At 68.9% G+C, this 16601-nt stretch carries 10 protein-coding genes; 6 read left to right on the top strand and 4 right to left on the bottom strand.

Annotation, left to right across the window (positions count from 1 at the left end; genetic code table 11):
- The first annotated feature begins 60 nt into the window (after positions 1–60).
- Both ACHWVH_RS16215 and ACHWVH_RS16210 read left to right on the top strand, forming a co-directional pair.
- The gene (locus tag ACHWVH_RS16215) at positions 61–912 is read left to right on the top strand and encodes a thiol:disulfide interchange protein DsbA/DsbL (protein ID WP_267099691.1); all 852 of its coding nucleotides are present in this window, start codon (positions 61–63) and stop codon (positions 910–912) included.
- 25 nt (positions 913–937) lie between these two features.
- Positions 938–1705 (top strand): endonuclease/exonuclease/phosphatase family protein, encoded by a 768-nt coding sequence (locus tag ACHWVH_RS16210; RefSeq protein ID WP_017908277.1) that lies wholly within the window; start codon positions 938–940, stop codon positions 1703–1705.
- Positions 1706–1803: 98 nt separating this feature from the next.
- On the opposite strand, the gene ACHWVH_RS16205 is transcribed toward ACHWVH_RS16210, so the two are convergent.
- Positions 1804–2961, bottom strand: coding sequence for an ROK family transcriptional regulator (locus ACHWVH_RS16205; protein ID WP_267112449.1), 1158 nt, complete (start codon positions 2959–2961; stop codon positions 1804–1806).
- Between the two features lie 103 nt (positions 2962–3064).
- Between ACHWVH_RS16205 and ACHWVH_RS16200 the strand changes: the two genes are divergently transcribed.
- Together ACHWVH_RS16200 and ACHWVH_RS16195 are read left to right on the top strand one after the other, a co-directional pair.
- Entirely contained in the window at positions 3065–5725 is a 2661-nt protein-coding gene (locus tag ACHWVH_RS16200; protein WP_394687557.1) for a TonB-dependent receptor, read from the top strand.
- A 10-nt stretch (positions 5726–5735) separates the two neighbouring features.
- Positions 5736–6521, top strand: coding sequence for a DUF1868 domain-containing protein (locus ACHWVH_RS16195; RefSeq protein WP_394687556.1), 786 nt, complete (start codon positions 5736–5738; stop codon positions 6519–6521).
- 75 nt (positions 6522–6596) lie between these two features.
- On the opposite strand, the gene ACHWVH_RS16190 is transcribed toward ACHWVH_RS16195, so the two are convergent.
- Positions 6597–9485, bottom strand: coding sequence for a TonB-dependent receptor (locus tag ACHWVH_RS16190; protein ID WP_394687555.1), 2889 nt, complete (start codon positions 9483–9485; stop codon positions 6597–6599).
- 673 nt (positions 9486–10158) lie between these two features.
- On the opposite strand from ACHWVH_RS16190, the gene ACHWVH_RS16185 reads away from it, so the two are divergent.
- Both ACHWVH_RS16185 and ACHWVH_RS16180 read left to right on the top strand, forming a co-directional pair.
- Positions 10159–12126 carry a transglycosylase SLT domain-containing protein gene (locus ACHWVH_RS16185; protein WP_394687554.1) on the top strand — a complete coding sequence of 656 codons (1968 nt, stop codon included), beginning with the start codon at positions 10159–10161 and terminating at the stop codon, positions 12124–12126.
- 131 nt (positions 12127–12257) lie between these two features.
- A complete protein-coding gene (locus tag ACHWVH_RS16180; protein WP_295914480.1) occupies positions 12258–13502 on the top strand; it encodes a multifunctional CCA addition/repair protein in 1245 nt (414 codons plus the stop codon).
- A gap of 311 nt (positions 13503–13813) precedes the next feature.
- Here ACHWVH_RS16180 and ACHWVH_RS16175 read toward each other — a convergent pair whose 3' ends face one another.
- The gene (locus ACHWVH_RS16175; RefSeq protein WP_394687553.1) at positions 13814–15763 is read right to left on the bottom strand and encodes a hypothetical protein; all 1950 of its coding nucleotides are present in this window, start codon (positions 15761–15763) and stop codon (positions 13814–13816) included.
- A 382-nt stretch (positions 15764–16145) separates the two neighbouring features.
- Positions 16146–16565 (bottom strand): hypothetical protein, encoded by a 420-nt coding sequence (locus tag ACHWVH_RS16170; RefSeq protein WP_394687552.1) that lies wholly within the window; start codon positions 16563–16565, stop codon positions 16146–16148.
- Between the last annotated feature and the right edge of the window lie 36 nt (positions 16566–16601).

The following is a 16601-nucleotide window of genomic DNA, read 5'->3' as shown; positions in this document are numbered from 1 at the left end:
GCCGGACCGCGCCTGCGGCGCGTCCGGCATTTGTCCCCCATCCTGCTGGAGATGTCGCCGATGAAGACCCGCTTCGCTCTGACCCTGATGGCCCTGCTGCCGATCCTGGTGGCATGCAAGGCCCAGGACGGCACTGCCGACGCCGTCGCCCCTGCCTCCGGCACCGCCGCCGCCCCGGCTGCCGCGCCCGCCGCCGGCAACGATGCCGCCGCTGCGCCCGCCGAGACGCCGGCCGCGCCTGCGGCCACCACCGCCGATGCCGCTGCACAGCCTGCCGCCACGGAAGGCGACAACGCCGCGGCCAAGCCGGTCGCCGCCAGGACCCCGAACGGTCCGGAGCCGGTCGCCGGCACCGACTACGTCGACATCGCCGGCGGCCAGCCGTTCCAGCCGACCAACGGCAAGATCGAGGTGGCCGAGATCTTCGGCTACGTCTGCCCGGCCTGCGCGCGCTTCCAGCCGCTGATCGGCCCGTGGAAGGCCGGCCTGCCGTCGGACGTGCGCTTCGTCTATGTGCCGGCGATGTTCGGCGGTACCTGGGACGACTACGCCCGCGCGTTCTACGCCGCCGAGGCGCTGGGCGTGCAGGAGAAGACCCACGATGCGCTGTACAAGGCGATCCACGTCGACGAGACCCTGAAGGGCGAGCGTGGCCGCGACTCGGTGCAGGACATCGCCAACTTCTACGCCAAGTACGGCGTGGACCCGAAGCAGTTCGCCGACACCATGGGCAGCTTCGCGGTGGCCACCAAGACCAACCGCGCCAAGCAGTTCGCCACCCGTAGCGGCATCACCGGCACGCCGTCGCTGATCATCAACGGCAAGTACCTGGTCAAGGGCAAGAGCTACGACGACATGCTGCGCGTGGCCGATCACCTGATCGCGCGCGAGCGCGCGGCGATGGCCAAGTAAGCCGTCCGCCCCGGGCCGCACCGCCGTGACCGCTCCCGCCACCCGCACCCTGCGCGTGCTGACCGCCAACATCCAGGCCGGTTCCAGCACGCGCCGCTACAGCGACTACGTGACCCGCAGCTGGTCGCACGCGCTGCCGGCCGGGCGCAAGCGCAGCAGCCTGGACGCGATCGCGCAGTTGGCCAGCGACCACGACATCGTCGGCCTGCAGGAGGCCGACCCCGGCAGCCTGCGCTCGGGCTTCACCAACCAGACCCACTACCTGGCCGAGCGCGCCGGCTTCAACTACTGGAGCCACCAGCCGAACCGACGCGTGGGCGGCGTGGCCTCCAGCGCCAACGGCCTGCTCAGCCGGCTGGAGCCGGTGGAAGTCCAGGACCACGCCCTGCCCGGCCGGCTCGGCGGGCGCGGCGTGCTGCTGGCCAAGTTCGGCAACGGCGCCGAAGGCCTGGCGGTGGCGGTGGCGCACCTGTCGCTGGGCGCCAACTCGCGTGCGGCGCAGTTGGCCTTCATCGCCGAGTTGCTGTCCGATCATCCCAACGTGGTGCTGATGGGCGACTTCAACTGCGTCGCCGACCGCCCGGAAATGCAGTTGCTCTACAAACGCACCCGGCTGCAACCGCCGGGCTGCGTGGTGCCGACCTTCCCGAGCTGGCGCCCGCAGCGCGCCATCGACCACATCCTGGTCAGCGACGGCCTGCGCTGCAACGAACAGCGCGCAGTGCCCGCCGCCTTCTCCGACCACCTGGCGGTGGCCACCGAGATCGACGTGCCGCAGCACGTGTTGCGCTGAGGCGCCATCGCGCCACAGTCCGCTCGGCGGCGCGAAACCGTCAGCAGCGGCAGGCCCAACCCGAAGGGTCACGGTTGCGCGGGGATGGATGACACGCACTAGAACAGCGTCTCCTTGAACGGCAGCATCGCCGCGCCCAGTACCGTGGCATGCGCTTGGACTTCGCCGACCAGCAGTGTGGGATACGGCGAGGCGATGCCACGCCGCGGGGCCGACTCGAACGCAATGCGGGCGATCAGCCTTCGCGCAAGATCGGCAGGCAGGCGCGCACCGAACACGATCACCGGCGGATCGATCAGCGCAATGGTCGCCGCCACCGCCAGCGTCACCGTCGATTGCACGGCATCCAGCCAAGCGTCGATCTGCGGCCACGCCGGGTCGTACTGCTGCAGCATCGCATGCAGGTCCGGCAGCGCGTGACCATCGGCGACCAGCGCCTCGCGCAAGTTCTCCAGCGTCGGCCGTGCCATGCCGGTGATGGCCGAAATACGGCCCAGTTCGCCAGCATTGCCGTGCGCGCCGCGGCACACGCCGCCGTCGGCGATCACGCCCGCGGCGAATCCGTCGCCGATGTACAGATAGACCAGGTCCGGCGTTCGACGGCCGGTCCCATACACCGCCTCCGCCAGAGCCGCGCAATGGGCGTCGTTGTCCATCCAGACCGGCAACTGCAGACAATCGGCGACGAATCGGTCCAGTTCGACCTCTACCCAGTCCGATGCCAGCGACAGCGGCGGGTTGACGCGCGCGCCCTCGCCGATGCGCGGTCCGGTCATGCTCAGACCAACGCCGAACAGCTGTTGTCGGTCCACAGCAGCAGCCTGTAGCAGTTCCTCCACCATCGCCGGCAACTGCCGACGCACGTCAGCCAACGTGAGCGGGAATGCAGTGAACTGACGCATCCCACGGATCTGCCCGGCGAAGTCGATCAACAGCACCGCGATGCCATCGACCGTCAACGAGACGCCGACGCTGTACGCGTAATCCGGCACCAAACGCACCAGGCGACTCGGCTGGCCGCGCCCGCGACGCGGCGATGGCCCCAGTTGCAGCAGGCCATGCGCGACCAACGGATCGAGGATGCCCTTTGTCCCCGGCACGCTGAGTCCAATGGCGCGGGGCAGATCGGCACGCTCGACCTGTCCCGCGCGGCGGACCAAGTCCAACAGCATGCGCTCGCTGGTCCCAGCGACGTTGCCGTCGCTGCGGCGGCGGTACTGCGGACGGACAGCGGCGTTGGCGAAGAAGCCGGACACGCGAAGCGACAGCGGGGGCGTTGTCATATTTCTTTTAATTAACCAACTTAATTTAATGCATCTTCGGCCACCACTCTGGGGCCGCCCAAGACTGGATCGTGCCATGCGTCTGCTGCCGCCTCATCCCCTTTGCGTCTTCCGCTCGCCCGACGCCTCCTCTCCGTCCGTTCTGTCGCTGGCACTTCGCCTGGCGCTGGCCGGCGTCCTGTCGTTGGCATCGCCGGCGTATGCCGATGCGCTGCAGGCCGACGAGGATGCGAAGACCATGGATGCAGTGCAGGTCCGCACCTCGTTCCAATCGCAGAACACGCGCGCCATCGCCACCAAGCAGGGGGCTTCCACCATCGTGGATTCGATCGCCGCCGACAGCATCGGGCAGTTGCCGGACTTCAACGTCGGCGACGCGCTGCGCCGGGTCGCCGGCGTGAGCACGGTGGAGTACCAGGGCGAACCGCGCTATGTGACCGTGCGCGGCCTCAACGGCAACTACAACAGCATGTTGATCGACGGCTTCGCGTTCGCCAGCAACGATATCGGCAGCCGCCAGGCGCTGATGGACGTGCTGCCGGCCAATTTCGTCGATCGCATCGACGTGGTGAAATCGCTGTTGCCGGAAAACGACGGCGGCGCGATCGGCGGCGTCACCGATCTGGTCACCGAAAGCGGCTTCGAGCGGCCCGATGGATTGCTCACCGCCGCGGCGAAGGGGGGCGTCAACCTCATGGGACAGCGCTACGGCGGGCGCACGCCGGCCGGCGAAAGCGAACTGAAGTGGAGCAAGCGCTTCGGTGGCAACGACGAATTCGCGTTCCTGGGCGCGGCCAGCGTCTGGCGCCGCGTGATCTCGGTACCGCAGGAGGAAAACGGAAGCGGCCTGAACTGGTACAACGCCGACGGTACGCGCTCCGCCTTGGCCTATGGCGGCGTCGGCAACGCGGTGCCCAGCGAGCGGCGTTGGTACAACTACGACAACACCCGTGAGCGCCGCGGACTGACCATGCGCCTGGATTGGCAACCGGATGGCCCGCTCAGCGGCCATCTCGCCGGCTATCGCTTCCGTCAACGCGAGACCTCCGACCGCGACGCCGAGGTCGCGCAGGTGCAGAACAGCGCGCGCCTGGTTCGCACCGGCGCCGACAGCGGAACCCTGGACAATCTAAATCAGCTTGTCGAACTGGGCCAATTGCGCTGGAAACGCGGACTGACCGGGCTCAACGGCGAACTGCTGGCCGAACTGCCGGCGCAGTGGCGCGGCGCACTGCGCGCCAGCACCTCGCGCGCCACGGTGGATAACCCGCAGACCTGGGACCGTTTCCAACAGAACCGCTTGGGCTACGCGTTCGACTGGAGCGACAGCCTGCCTGCGTTCACTGCACTCAACCCGGCGCTGGCCGACGACCCGACGCGCTACGCCAACCTCTATCACCAGCAGGAACGCACCCGCTACGCCGAGCGGGTCAGCGATCTGCAATTGGAATTGCGCCGCAACATGGACGAGGACAGTCGTGGATTGGGCGTGGCATGGGGCCTGCGACAGGTGCGTACGCACATGCGCACGTCCTTCCAGCGCACCACCTGGAGCGGGCTGCCCTACACCCTGGCGGACGTGCTGGGCGATTCGACCTGCGGGCTGGGCTGCAATACGCCGATGCTGACCATCGATCCGGCACTTGCCGACGCACGCTGGGATGCCGTCGCCGACCAGGCACGTGGCGTGGTGGACACCGCCGCGCAGAACAGCGGCAGCTACGCCGTGGACGAACAGGTGCGCGCCGGCTTCGTCCAGGCGCAATGGCGGGGCGAGCGCTGGCGCTTGGCCGGCGGCGTGCGCTTGGAACAGACCCGTTTCGGCAGCGACGGACTGCAACTGAGCGGATCGACATGGAGCCCGGTCAGTGCCGTGCGCCGCTATCGCAACTGGTTGCCGTCGCTCGCCGGCCAGTGGCAGACCAGCACCAACGGCACCCTGCGCTTCGGCGTCTCGCGCTCGATCGGGCGCCCGCGCCTGGACCAGATGGCGCTGAACGGCGGCGTGCTGACACTCAGCAGCACGCCGCCCACGCTCAACCAGGGCAACCCGGACCTGCAACCGCGTCGCGCACTGAATCTGGATCTCGGCCACGACTGGACCTTCGACGATGGCGGCAGCCTGCTGTCGATCGCGCTGTTCCACAAGACCATCCACGATGAAATCTTCCGCTACGGCCAGCTGCAGTCCCTCGACGGCCAGCAGGTGCTGGTCACGCAGCCCCGCAACGTGGACCGGCCCGTGCGGCTACGCGGCCTCGAACTGAGCGCGATCAAGGAACTCGGGCCCTGGCTGCCCGCGCTGAACGGCCTGTCGGTGAGCACCAATGTCACGCTGCTGGACGTGGACTACCCGGTGGTGCTGGGCGACGGCAGCCGTACGACGCTGTCGGTGCTGCCGCAGCAGCCCAAGCAGCTGTGGAATCTGGCGCTCAACTATGCGCGGGGTCCGCTGAGCGCCTCGCTGGCCTGGAACCATACCGGTGTGTTGTGGGACGACCGTTACCCCAACTACACCAACCAGTTGGAGTTCTATCGCAACCGCTACCAGCAGGCGTTGGACCGCGTCGACCTGAAGCTGGGCTGGCAGGTATCGCCCTCCGTCGCGCTGAGCCTGGACGTGCTGAACCTGACCGGACAGGGCTACGAGTACCGCATCGGCCGCCAGCAGGAATACGTGCAATCGGCCTGGAAGATGGCGCCGACCGTGATGGTCGGCCTCAATGTCAAACTCTGAGGCAAACCGCATGTCATCGTTTTTCGATACCAGCATCAGCCGTCGCCAGTTGCTGGCCGCGGCCGGCGCGACGGTCGTGGCTTCGGCACTGCCGGCGCAGACCATCTCGCCACAGCCGCCGGATGTGGGACGCAAGTTCCTCCGCTCACGGTGCCCGCTGCCGTTCCCCGGCAATACGTTCCTGGGCCATCTGCAACAGCAGGGCGATGGCTACCAGAGCTTCGACCGCGTGCTGGACATCTATCGCGAATTCTCCGAGCACCGCTTCGCCGACAAGTTCGCCTTGCTGCCACCGAGCAGCTATCACGTGACATTGCTGGGTGGCGTCAACGAGATCGACCGCGCTGGTGGGCCATGGCCCAGCGACATGGCGCGCGACGTACCGCTGAGCGACATCCATGCGACGTTCCTGGCACGGCTGCAGCAGCGCGACGTCGCGCCACTGGGCGCGTGCCGGTTCCTGATCGATCCTGCGGCAGCGAAGACCGGCCGCAACGACAATCTGCTGATCCCGTTGCGGCCCGCGGACGCAGCGACCGCGCTGCGGCTGGACGCCGCCCGCCGCGGCCTGATGGCACTCATTCGCCTGCAGCGCCCGGACTACGTCGACTACCGGTTCCACATCTCGTTGGCCTATCTGTGCGACACGCTCGATGAGGTCGAACATGCCGCCTATCGAAAGGCGGTACACGACTGGCTGGCGCGGCTCGCCGCGGCCGGACCGATCACCGTGCCGCGCTTCCACTTCTGCACCCTTCAGGACATGTACGCGTTTCGGACGCTGCAAGAGGTGTGAGGCGCCTAGGCGACGGACGACATCGGCATGCGAAACGCGCGGCGCGGGATACGCGCCGCAACGTCCGTCACACCGCTAGAACTTCAGATCCGCCCGCACGTACAGGTAGCGCCCACCGGGAATGCCGTAGGTGGAGGCGTCGTAGCCGTTGAGCGAGCACGACAGGCAGATCGGCGGGTCCTTGTCGAAGACGTTGTTGACGCCGCCGCTGAGGGTCAGGCCCTTGAGCCAGTCGAAGCGGTAGCCCACCTGCAGGTCGTGGTAGGTGATCGCGTCCAGCGTGTTGGTGCCGGCCATCGGGTTGCTGCACACCGGGAACGCCACCGCATCGCCGCACTGCTCGGTCAGCTCGGAGATGTGCCGCAGCGTCCACGACGCGTTCCAGCGGCCGCGCGACCAGTCCAGGCTCAGGTTGCTGGTCCACTCGGGAATCGAGCTGTCCACCACCTCCACGCCCGGGCGCTGCGGCTGCACCTGGCCGGCCGCGCCGGTGGCGACGTAGCGGGTGACGAAGGTGTTCTGCCAGCCGATCTTGAAGCGGCCGGCGGCGGTCTCCGGCGAGTTCCAGAACAGGTCCACGTCCCAGCCGTCGGTCTTGATCGAGCCGAGGTTGGTCAGCCGGTTGTTGAAGCCGTTGATGCCGCCGGTGGAGGCGCGGGTGATGCCGTCGCAATACGTCGGCGACAGCGTGTCCACGCACAGGTCGAGCTGGGTCTGCGCGTTGATCGCCTGGATCGCGCCGTCGATGTCGTGGCGGTAGAAGGTCACCTCCACGTCGAAGCGGTCCGACCACGGCACGTTGCTGGCGAACCACGGGCTCCACACGAAGCCGGCGCTGAAGCTGCGCGCCTTCTCCGGCTCCAGCGCGCGGTTGCCGCCGGTGGTCACCGAGATCTGCGAGTTGGCCTGCTGGTAGCCGGCCGGCACGCCGAGCGTGGCGCAGTTGCTGGCGCTGCCGCGCGGCGCGGTGCCGCCCAGGCCGATCGAGCACGGGTCGGACAGGGTCAGGTCGGCGCGCGCGGCCGAGCCGTACAGTTCGCCGATGCTGGGCGCGCGGAAGCCTTCGGCATAGCTGGCGCGCAGCACGAAGTCCGGCGCCACCTGCCAGCGCAGGCCGTACTTCGGGGTGAACTTGCCGCCGAAGGTGGAGTAGTCGGAATAACGGCCAGCCAGGCTCAGGTCCAGTTTGTCGCCCAGCGGCGAATCGGCGAAGATCGGCACGCTCAGTTCGAGGTAGGCCTCCTTGACGTCGTAGCTGCCCTGCGTCGGCAGCGACGGCACGCCGTTGTAGTGGCCGATCACGGTCAGCGGATCGGGGCGGTAGAAGCCCTCATACTTGCGGTACTCCACGCCGGTGGCGAAGGACACCGCGCCGGCCGGCAGCCGGAACAGGTCGCTGCTGAGGTTGGCGGTGAACTGGGTCAATTCGTTCTGACTGCGGTCGTGCACCACCGGCTGGATCCAGCGCAGCATGTCCGGGGTGATGCTGCCGGCGCCGCCGAAGATGTTCAGCGGCACGCAGCCGGCCACCGCCGCGCACGCCGCCGGATCGCCCAGCGCCAGGTTGATGTTGTAGATGTTGTAGCTGCCGTAGTTGGTCTGCTCGGCCTTGTTCTTGCTGTAGGCGCCGTTGACGTCCCAGAACCAGGTGCGGTCGGCGCCCTCGAAGCTGCCGATGAAGCCGGTGCCGACGTACTGGGTGTCCACGCGCTGCTCGAACACGCGCGCGCCGCCTTCCACCGGGCGGCGCCCGATCATGATCAGGTTGCTTCCCGAATCCAGCGCGAAGCCGAACGGGTTGTACGGGTTGGCGGCGGAGATGACGATGTTGTCGGCCAGCGGATTGCCGGTGCCGGCGTCGGGGCCGAGGAAGATCGGTTCCGGCGCGGCCTGGTTGGTCGATTCGCGCCGGTTGCCGAGCAGCTTCAGGTACCACTGCACGTCGTCGTTGAAGAAGAAGCGGAACTGGCCGAACACGCCCTTGCGCTCGGACGGGGTCAGCAGCAGGTTGGACGCGGCGAAGTTGTAGCGGTCGGCGGTGGTGAAGCAGTGGTAGTCGTCGCTGCGGGTGCAGCCGCCGGTGCCGTCGTAACGCGGCGTGCGCGCACCGCTGTTCGGGGTCAGGTTCTGCTCGGCGCCGGTGTTGGGGTCGACGAAGATGAAACGCCCGTCCGGGGTGGCCGAACTGCCGAAGCTCAGGCCGGTGCCGGGAATCGGATACAGCGACTGCGCGCGGTCGCGCGCGTAGATCGGATCCTGCTTGGTGTAGCTGGCGCCGAGGAACAGGCTGGTGCGCTCGGTGCTGTGGCCCCAGGCCAGGTCCACGCCCTTGCTGGCGCCGTCGCCCTTGTCGTACTCGCCGTAGTTCAGGGTGACCTGGCCGCCTTCGAAATTGCGCCGGGTGATGATGTTGACCACGCCGGCGATGGCATCGGAGCCGTACAGCGAGGAGGCGCCGTCTTCCAGCACCTCGACGCGCTCGACGATGGCCAGCGGAATGGTGTTGAGGTCGGTGGCCGCGCCCACGCCCGAGGCCGAGGACTCGTTGACCCAGCGCATGCCGTCGACCAGCACCAGCACGCGCTTGGCGCCGAGATGGCGCAGGTCGACCTGCGCCGAACCCGCGCCGACGCCGCTGCCGTCCGGCGGGAAGCCGAAATTGCCGGAGGAATTGAACTTGGCGTTCAAGGCCGAGCCGGAGGCGGTGAGTTCCTGCAGCACATCGCCGATGGAGGTCAGGCCGGTGCGTTCGATGTCGGCGCGGCTCAGGGTCTGCACCGGCACCTGCCCCTCCACTTCGGCGCGGCGGATGCGGGTGCCGGTGACCTGCACGCTGTCGAGCGTGGTGGCCGTGCCGGGGGCGGCCGGGGACGTCTGTTGCTGGGCGCCGGCGATGGCGGGGACGCCGCCGAGCAGGGCCAGGGATACCGCGAAGACCAAAGGATGGCGGTGCAGGAAATTCATCCGTCTCTCTCTCCAGAAAGGATGTGGGTCGGCCGCTGCGACCCCCTGCACCGCGACGGCGTGGAATTCTTTGTAAACAAATCGTAAACGGCCTGCAAGCGTCCGGCGGGCAAAGCGCGGGCCATCGCGACGACTGGTCGATTTGGTAGACACCGGATGCGCAAGACATCGTCAAGCAGCGCAACGCTCAAGCCCCTCTCCCCTCGGGAGAGGGGTGGGGTGAGGGTACGGAGCGCGAAGCGTCCGCGCGATCTGGCGATCAGAGGCTTCGCCCGTACCCTCTTCCGCCCCTACGGGGCACCTTCCCCCAATGGGAGAAGGGAGAAGCTAAGCCCCTCTCCCACCGGGAGAGGGGTTGGGGTGAGGGTACGGCGCGAAGCGACTCGCGGACTTCAGACGTACGAAGCTGCACCCGCACCTCATCCGCCCATGCCGGCCCCCGGATGCCGGCCCAGCGTGCGATGCCAATCTGCGAACGCTGCCGGGCAGCGCGGTGACACGACGTATTGTGCCTCCACCCGTCGGCACATTGGCATCGCTGCATCCAGCACACTCGCCACCCAACCTGGACGACGCGGCCACCCATCGTCACCACCACGCTGGCCAAAGCGACGACAGCGCCGCCATCGCCAGTTGAAACGGCGATTCATCCGCGTTCGGTATAGTCCCGCGCATGATCCTGCGCACGTCTCTCCTGCTGTTCGCCGCCGCGTTGTGCGGCCCCGTTCCCGCCCTCGCCCAGTCACTGGATGCCCAGCGCCCGGCGATCCGCTCGGCGATCGACGATGCCGAGCAGGGCCGGTTCGATCCGGTCCGCGCGGCCGCGTTCAAGCAGCATCCGCTGTACGGCTGGCTGGAGTACGCCAATCTGCGCCGCAACATCGACAAGGTGTCCGATGCGCAGGCGCAGGACTTCCTCAAGCGCTACGCCGGGCAGCCGGTGGCCGAGAGCTTCCGTGCGCTGTGGCTGCCGGCGCTGGCGCGGCGCGAGGACTGGCCGGCGCTGCTGGCGAACTGGAAACCCACCGAGAACCTCGGCCTGCGCTGCGCCCAGCTCAATGCGCGCCAGGCCACCGGCCGCGCCGACGCGCAGTGGGTGGACGAAGCGCAGGCGCTGTGGCGCAACGCCGGCAAGTCGCTGCCCGACGCCTGCGATCCGGTGTTCGCAGTCCTGCAGGCGCGCGGCGGCATGACCGATGCGCTGCGCTGGGCGCGCGTGGAAGCGGCCGCCGACGCACAGCAGCCGGCGGTGATGCGCGCCGCCGCACGCGGCCTGCCCGCGGCCGACCTGGCCCTGGCCAACGACTACGCGGCGTTCCTGGACGCAGTGCACACCCGTGCGCTGACCTGGCCCAAGACCGAGCGCAGCCGCAAGGTGGCGGTGGACGGGCTGGCGAAGCTGGCCAAGACCGATCCGGACGCCGCCGAGCGGCAACTGCCGCAGTTCGCCCAGGCACTGCAGTTCAGCGAGGCGCAGCGCGGCGCGGTGCTGTACCAGATCGCGCTGTGGACGGTGGCCTCGTACGGGCCGGATTCGGCGCGCCGGCTCAACGCGGTGCCCGAGTCCGCCTACGACGAACGCCTGCACGAGTGGCGCGCGCGCGAGGCGATGGCGCGCGGCGACTGGCCGGCGGCATTGGCCGCGATCCGCAAGATGCCGCCGGCGCAGCGCAACGATTCGCGCTGGCAGTACTTCGAGGCGCGGCTGGCGGAGAAGACCGGCAATGCCAGCGAGGCGCAGCGGCTGTACCGCGCGGCGGCCAGCTCCGCCACCTTCCACGGTTTCCTGGCCGCCGACCGGCTCAAGCAGCCGTACGCGTTGTGCCCGTGGGAACCGAACGACAGCGCGCAGGCGCAGGCGGCGGTGGCACGCGATCCGTCGCTGGTCCGCGCGCTCGAGCTGTTCAAGATCGACCGCGCCGGCTGGGCCGTGGCCGAGTGGAACGATGCGCTGAGCCGTTTCGACGACACCCAGCGGCGCCTGGCGGTGGAAGTGGCCAGCAACAACGGTTGGTTCGACCGCGCGGTGTTCGGGCTCGGCAAGCGCCCGGAGGAACAGCGCCTGTACACGCTGCGCTTCCCGTTGCACCACGCCGACACCATCCGCCGCGAAGCCGGCAGGAACGCGATCGACCCGGCCTGGGTCGCCGCCGAGATCCGCGCCGAAAGCGTGTTCAACCCGAACGCGCGCTCCCCGGCCAATGCGATGGGCCTGATGCAGGTGGTGCCGGCCACCGGCGCCAGCGTCGCCCGCAGCCTCGGCCTGGCCGGCTACGGCGGCGCCGCCAGCCTGTACGACCCGGACACCAACATCGCCATCGGCACCGCCTACCTGCGCCAGTTGCTCAACACCTACGGCCTGCCCTACCTGACCATCGCCGCCTACAACGCCGGCCCCGGCCCGGCCGCACGCTGGCAGAGCCAGCGCCCGGGCCACGATGCCGACTTCTGGATCGAGACGGTCAGCTACAAGGAAACCCGCGAGTACGTGGCGCGCATCCTGGCCTTCAGCGTGATCTACGACTGGCGCCTCAACGGCGACGCCCTGCCGGTCACCGAACGCATGCTCGGCAAGCTGGACGCGCCGCGGAAGAAGTTTGTGTGTACGGCCGCCGATACGGCGGCCGGGAATCGGGAATAGGGAATGGGGAATCGCAACGGCGCACCGCGCGCAACCGCGCCGAACATTGGGTCAACACGCCAGCGCGACATCAGGCGAAGGGAATCTGCTTTTACCATTCCCGGTTCCCGATTCCCCATTCCCAGCCCCCAATGAACATCTACCTCGTCGGCGGCGCCGTCCGCGACGCCTTGCTCGGTCAACCGCCCGGCGACCGCGACTGGGTGGTGGTCGGCGCCAGCGCGCAGCAGATGCTGGAGCTGGGCTACAAGCAGGTGGGCCGCGATTTCCCGGTGTTCCTGCATCCGCGCAGCGGCGAGGAGTACGCGCTGGCGCGCACCGAGCGCAAGGCCGGGCGCGGCTACCACGGCTTCGAGGTGCAGGCCGACCCGTCGGTGACGCTGGAAGAGGATCTGCAGCGGCGCGACTTCACCATCAACGCCATCGCCCGCGACGAGGCCGATGGGCGTCTGGTCGATCCGTATGGCGGCGCGCGCGATCTCGAGCAACGGGTGCTGCGCCATGTCGGCCCGGCCTTCGCCGAGGATCCGCTGCGGGTGCTGCGCGCGGCGCGGTTCATGGCGCGGCTGGCGCCGCTGGGGTTCGTCGTCGCGCCCGAGACCATGGACCTGATGCGCACGATGGCCGCCGGCGGCGAACTGGAAACGCTGGTGCCCGAACGTGTCTGGCAGGAACTGCGGCGCAGCCTGGCCTCGGCGCAGCCCTCGGCGTTCCTGCGCACGCTGCGCGAGGCCGACGCGCTGCGCTGGGTACTGCCGGAGCTGGACGCGCTGTACGGGGTGCCGCAACGCGCCGAGTACCACCCCGAGATCGATACCGGGCGCCACCAGGAACTGGTCAGCGACATGGCCGCGCGGCTGGCACCGGGCGACGCACTGATCGGCTTCGCCGCGCTGACCCACGACCTGGGCAAGGCGCTGACACCGCCGGAGGAGTGGCCGCGCCACCTGATGCACGAGCAACGCGGCATGGCGCCGCTGCGCGCGCTGAGCGAACGTCTGAAGGTGCCGCAGGAGCACCGGCAACTGGCCGAGATCGCCTGCCGCGAGCATCTGAACGTGCATCGCCTGACCGAATTGCGCGACCGCACCGTGCACGAACTACTGCAGCGCTGCGACGGATTCCGCAAGCCCGAGCGCGTCGCGCAGTTGGCCACGGTGTGCGAGGCCGACAAGCGCGGCCGTCTCGGCAGCGAGGACGCCGATTACCCGCAGGGCCGCACGCTGCAGCATCTGCATGCGGCGGCGCTGGCGGTGAACGCGCGCGACCTGGCGGCGCAGGGCCTGAGCGGCCCGCAGATCGGCGAGGCGCTGGCCAAGGCGCGGATCGCGGCGATCGCCGCGGCGCGACGGGAGTCGCAGGCCGACGCCTCTTGAGCGCGGCCACGCCGCGCTTGCATGGATGCGCGGTGGAAGGGGCACTCGTCCGCTTCTTGGGTATCAGCCATGACCGGCTCTCCTGGGATAGTCCATCGCAACTGAAGCGAATTCGTAGGAGCGCTTCAGCCGCGACCGCATTAACGGGAACGTCCGTCGCGGCTGAAGCGGCTCCTACGGTGCAATGGCGCGCCCACCTGATGCCTAGCGACCATCGCCGCAACCGGGACGGCTACCTTCAGACGAGCCGAGCACCGCTTCAACTGCACAGCGGTGGCCGCAGCAACACCTCACCGCTCGCCAGACAACCGCTACGGCACCTGGATCGCCTCCCCGCTGCCGACCACCACCGTGGCGATCTGCGAGGCGGCATCGCGGCTGTCCACGTCGGCCAGTGTCCCCAGCAGCGTGCTGTTGTCCTGCATCTGCAGGGCGTCCCGGTAACGCGCGTTGGCGACGTCGGCCAGTTGCACGCCGAGTTCGCTGACGCGCAGCGCCGCCGCATCCAGTACGCCATCGAGCAACTGCGCGCCCTGCAACGTGATCTGCGCAGCGCGCGCATTGGCGGTGTCGCCAAGCTCGACGACGCCGGCGAATCCGTCCAGCGTGCCTGCCGCGTCGATCACCTCATCCATCAACTCGCCATGCACGATCGATACGCGCTGGGCGGACGCCGTCAGCGCGCCGCCGGTGTTCGCGCTGCGCCGCACGTGCAGTTCGGCGCTGGCATCGTGCGCATCGTCCAGGTCCAGCAGTTCGTCGACGAGTTCGCCCTCGACGATGTCCAGCGCCTCGACCCGGGCATTGCCGGCATGGGTCATGTCCAGGCGCAGGTGCGCACGCGCGAGCGTGCCCTGCAGGTCGAATGCTTCATCGATCAGTTCGCCATGGGCAATGGTCAAGGCATCGCCGGTGACGTTGCCGCTGTCCGCGAACGCGACGTCGAGCGTGCCGCCGTCGAAGGAGGCGGCATCGATCGCCTCGTCGATCAGCTCGCCCTCCTCGATCCGTGCAGCCAGCGCATGCAGATTGCCTGAGTCCTCGAAGCGCACCGCCAAGGCCGCATCCTGCACCGCACCGATGTCGATGGCTTCGTCGATCAACTCCCCGTCCGCGATCCGCGCATCGGCCGCCACGGCGTTGCCGCTGCGCAGCAGCCTCACCGTCACGTCGGAGGCGCGCAACTCGGCGGCGTCCAGCGGCTCGTCGATCAGCCCGCCATCGCGGATGCGCAGTGCGCCCTCGGCACTGGCGTTGCCGGTATCGGCCAGGCGCAGGTCGATCGCCGCGTCCTGCACCAGCCCGGCGTCGACCAGTTCGTCGACCAGCACCGCATCCTGGATGTCCAGCGCGTGCACATCGACATTGCCGGCATTGGCGAGCGCGATTGCGATCTGGCCGCCCAGCCATGGCCCGGCTTGCAGCGCCTCGTCCAGCAACTGGCCGGTGAACAGGCGGACCTCGTCCGCCGCCACATTGGCCACGTCGTCCGCCTGCACGACGACACGGCTGCCACGCAGCGGGTGCGCGATCAACACGCCCTGCAGGCGGCCGCCACCGACCGTCAGCGTGCCATGGCCACCAAGGACCCGATCGCTGCGCTCCACGGCGACCTCGATACAGGCGCCATCGGCGGCCGCCACCACTGCATCGCGCGGCGCGATCAACCGCTCGCTCAGGCTGCCGCCACCCAGGTGCAGCTGGCTCTGCGCGGTCTGCAGGCTGACGTTCGCCGAGCCGCGCAGGCGCAGATCGATGCGCGCGCCGTCGGCGATGGGACCGTCGACCAGCGTGCCGATCAAGGCTGCCTGCACCGGCCCCACTGGCGCACTCAAGGTGCCGTCGGCGGCGAGCGTGTCCTCGCCCAGGGTCAGCCGCCCGGCCAGCGCGACGTTGGCGCTGTCCTGCACCAGGATCGCCAGCGTGGCGTTCGCCCCGACGCGGTGCACCAGTGTCGGCAGCAACGATGGCCGCGCTTGCCACTGCGCATCCTGCACGGCCTGGTTGGCCTGTCCGCAAATCGCGATGGCCAGGGTCTCCCCGGCGGGCACATCGAGCGGCGCGGCGAACGCATAGGGCTGCCAGGGGCCGGCGTTGCGGGCGATGAAGCGCCCGACCGCAGTCGGGCCAGCGCAGGCCACCGGCAACGCCGGCCGCCGGCACGCTGCCGGTGATGTCGCCGCCCAGCCCGGCCAGGCCGTGGCCCATAGCAACAAGACGGCCCCGGCGCGCATGCTGCCAGCGCCGAGCAGCTTCGACATGGACATCTGCGGCCGCGCAGTCGCACGACGCGGCGTATCGCCGCCGCCATTCCACTGCATGCGCCAAGCCACGACGGCACGCGACATTCCGTCGAACCAGCCTTCACCGCTGTCGCAAGAACGCGGCACCGCTCGTACGATGCGCATGACGATCTCCCCCTGTGGCGATCGCCCACGATCCTAATGCATGCGGGTGGCAACACCGCATGCGGGGAGAGAGACAGAAGACTTTTAATCTTTTGCTCAACAGGCATGCCCAGCAGAAATGGCGCAGCAGCGCGCCATGGCGCAGCCGGCATTTCTTCTCAGGCCAACCGCGCTGGCAAATGACCGAGGTGGAGACGCAGGCCCACACACTCTCCATGCGTCGCGCGAGCGAGCCTCAGTCCTCGGCGACGAACGCGAAGAAGTCGCGCTTGTCCTCGGCGAAGGCGCTGACCAGCCTGCCCTCGGGGATGCGCTTGGCGCCGAGGCCACCGACGCAGATGCCGAGGCGGCGAAACAGCGCATAGCGCGGCCCGATCGCATGATCGGGATCGTGCGCCATCAGCCGCGCCAGTGCGTCCGGGGCGTAGATGTCGACCCCCTCGACCATCGGCGTCACATGCCGATTGAGGGTCACGTAGCGCAGCGCCTTGCGCTCGTAGACCAGTTCGCAGCCTTCGCGCGTCTCGGTCACGATCTTCTGGATGTTGTCGATCACCGTGGTGAACGGCGCGCCGTGCGCCTTGGCGATCTGCGCCTGGCTGCAGCCGAAGCGGAATCCGCTCACGGCGGCATAGGGTTGAATCTCGTAGATCACCGGACGTTCCTTGTAAGGCGGGACGGGTCTGGCGCC

Origin of the sequence: uncultured Xanthomonas sp. (assembly GCF_964278005.1) — a bacterium.
In the GTDB taxonomy this organism is placed as follows: Bacteria; Pseudomonadota; Gammaproteobacteria; order Xanthomonadales; family Xanthomonadaceae; genus Xanthomonas_A; species Xanthomonas_A sontii.
This window is presented reverse-complemented; position numbering and strand designations above follow the sequence as displayed.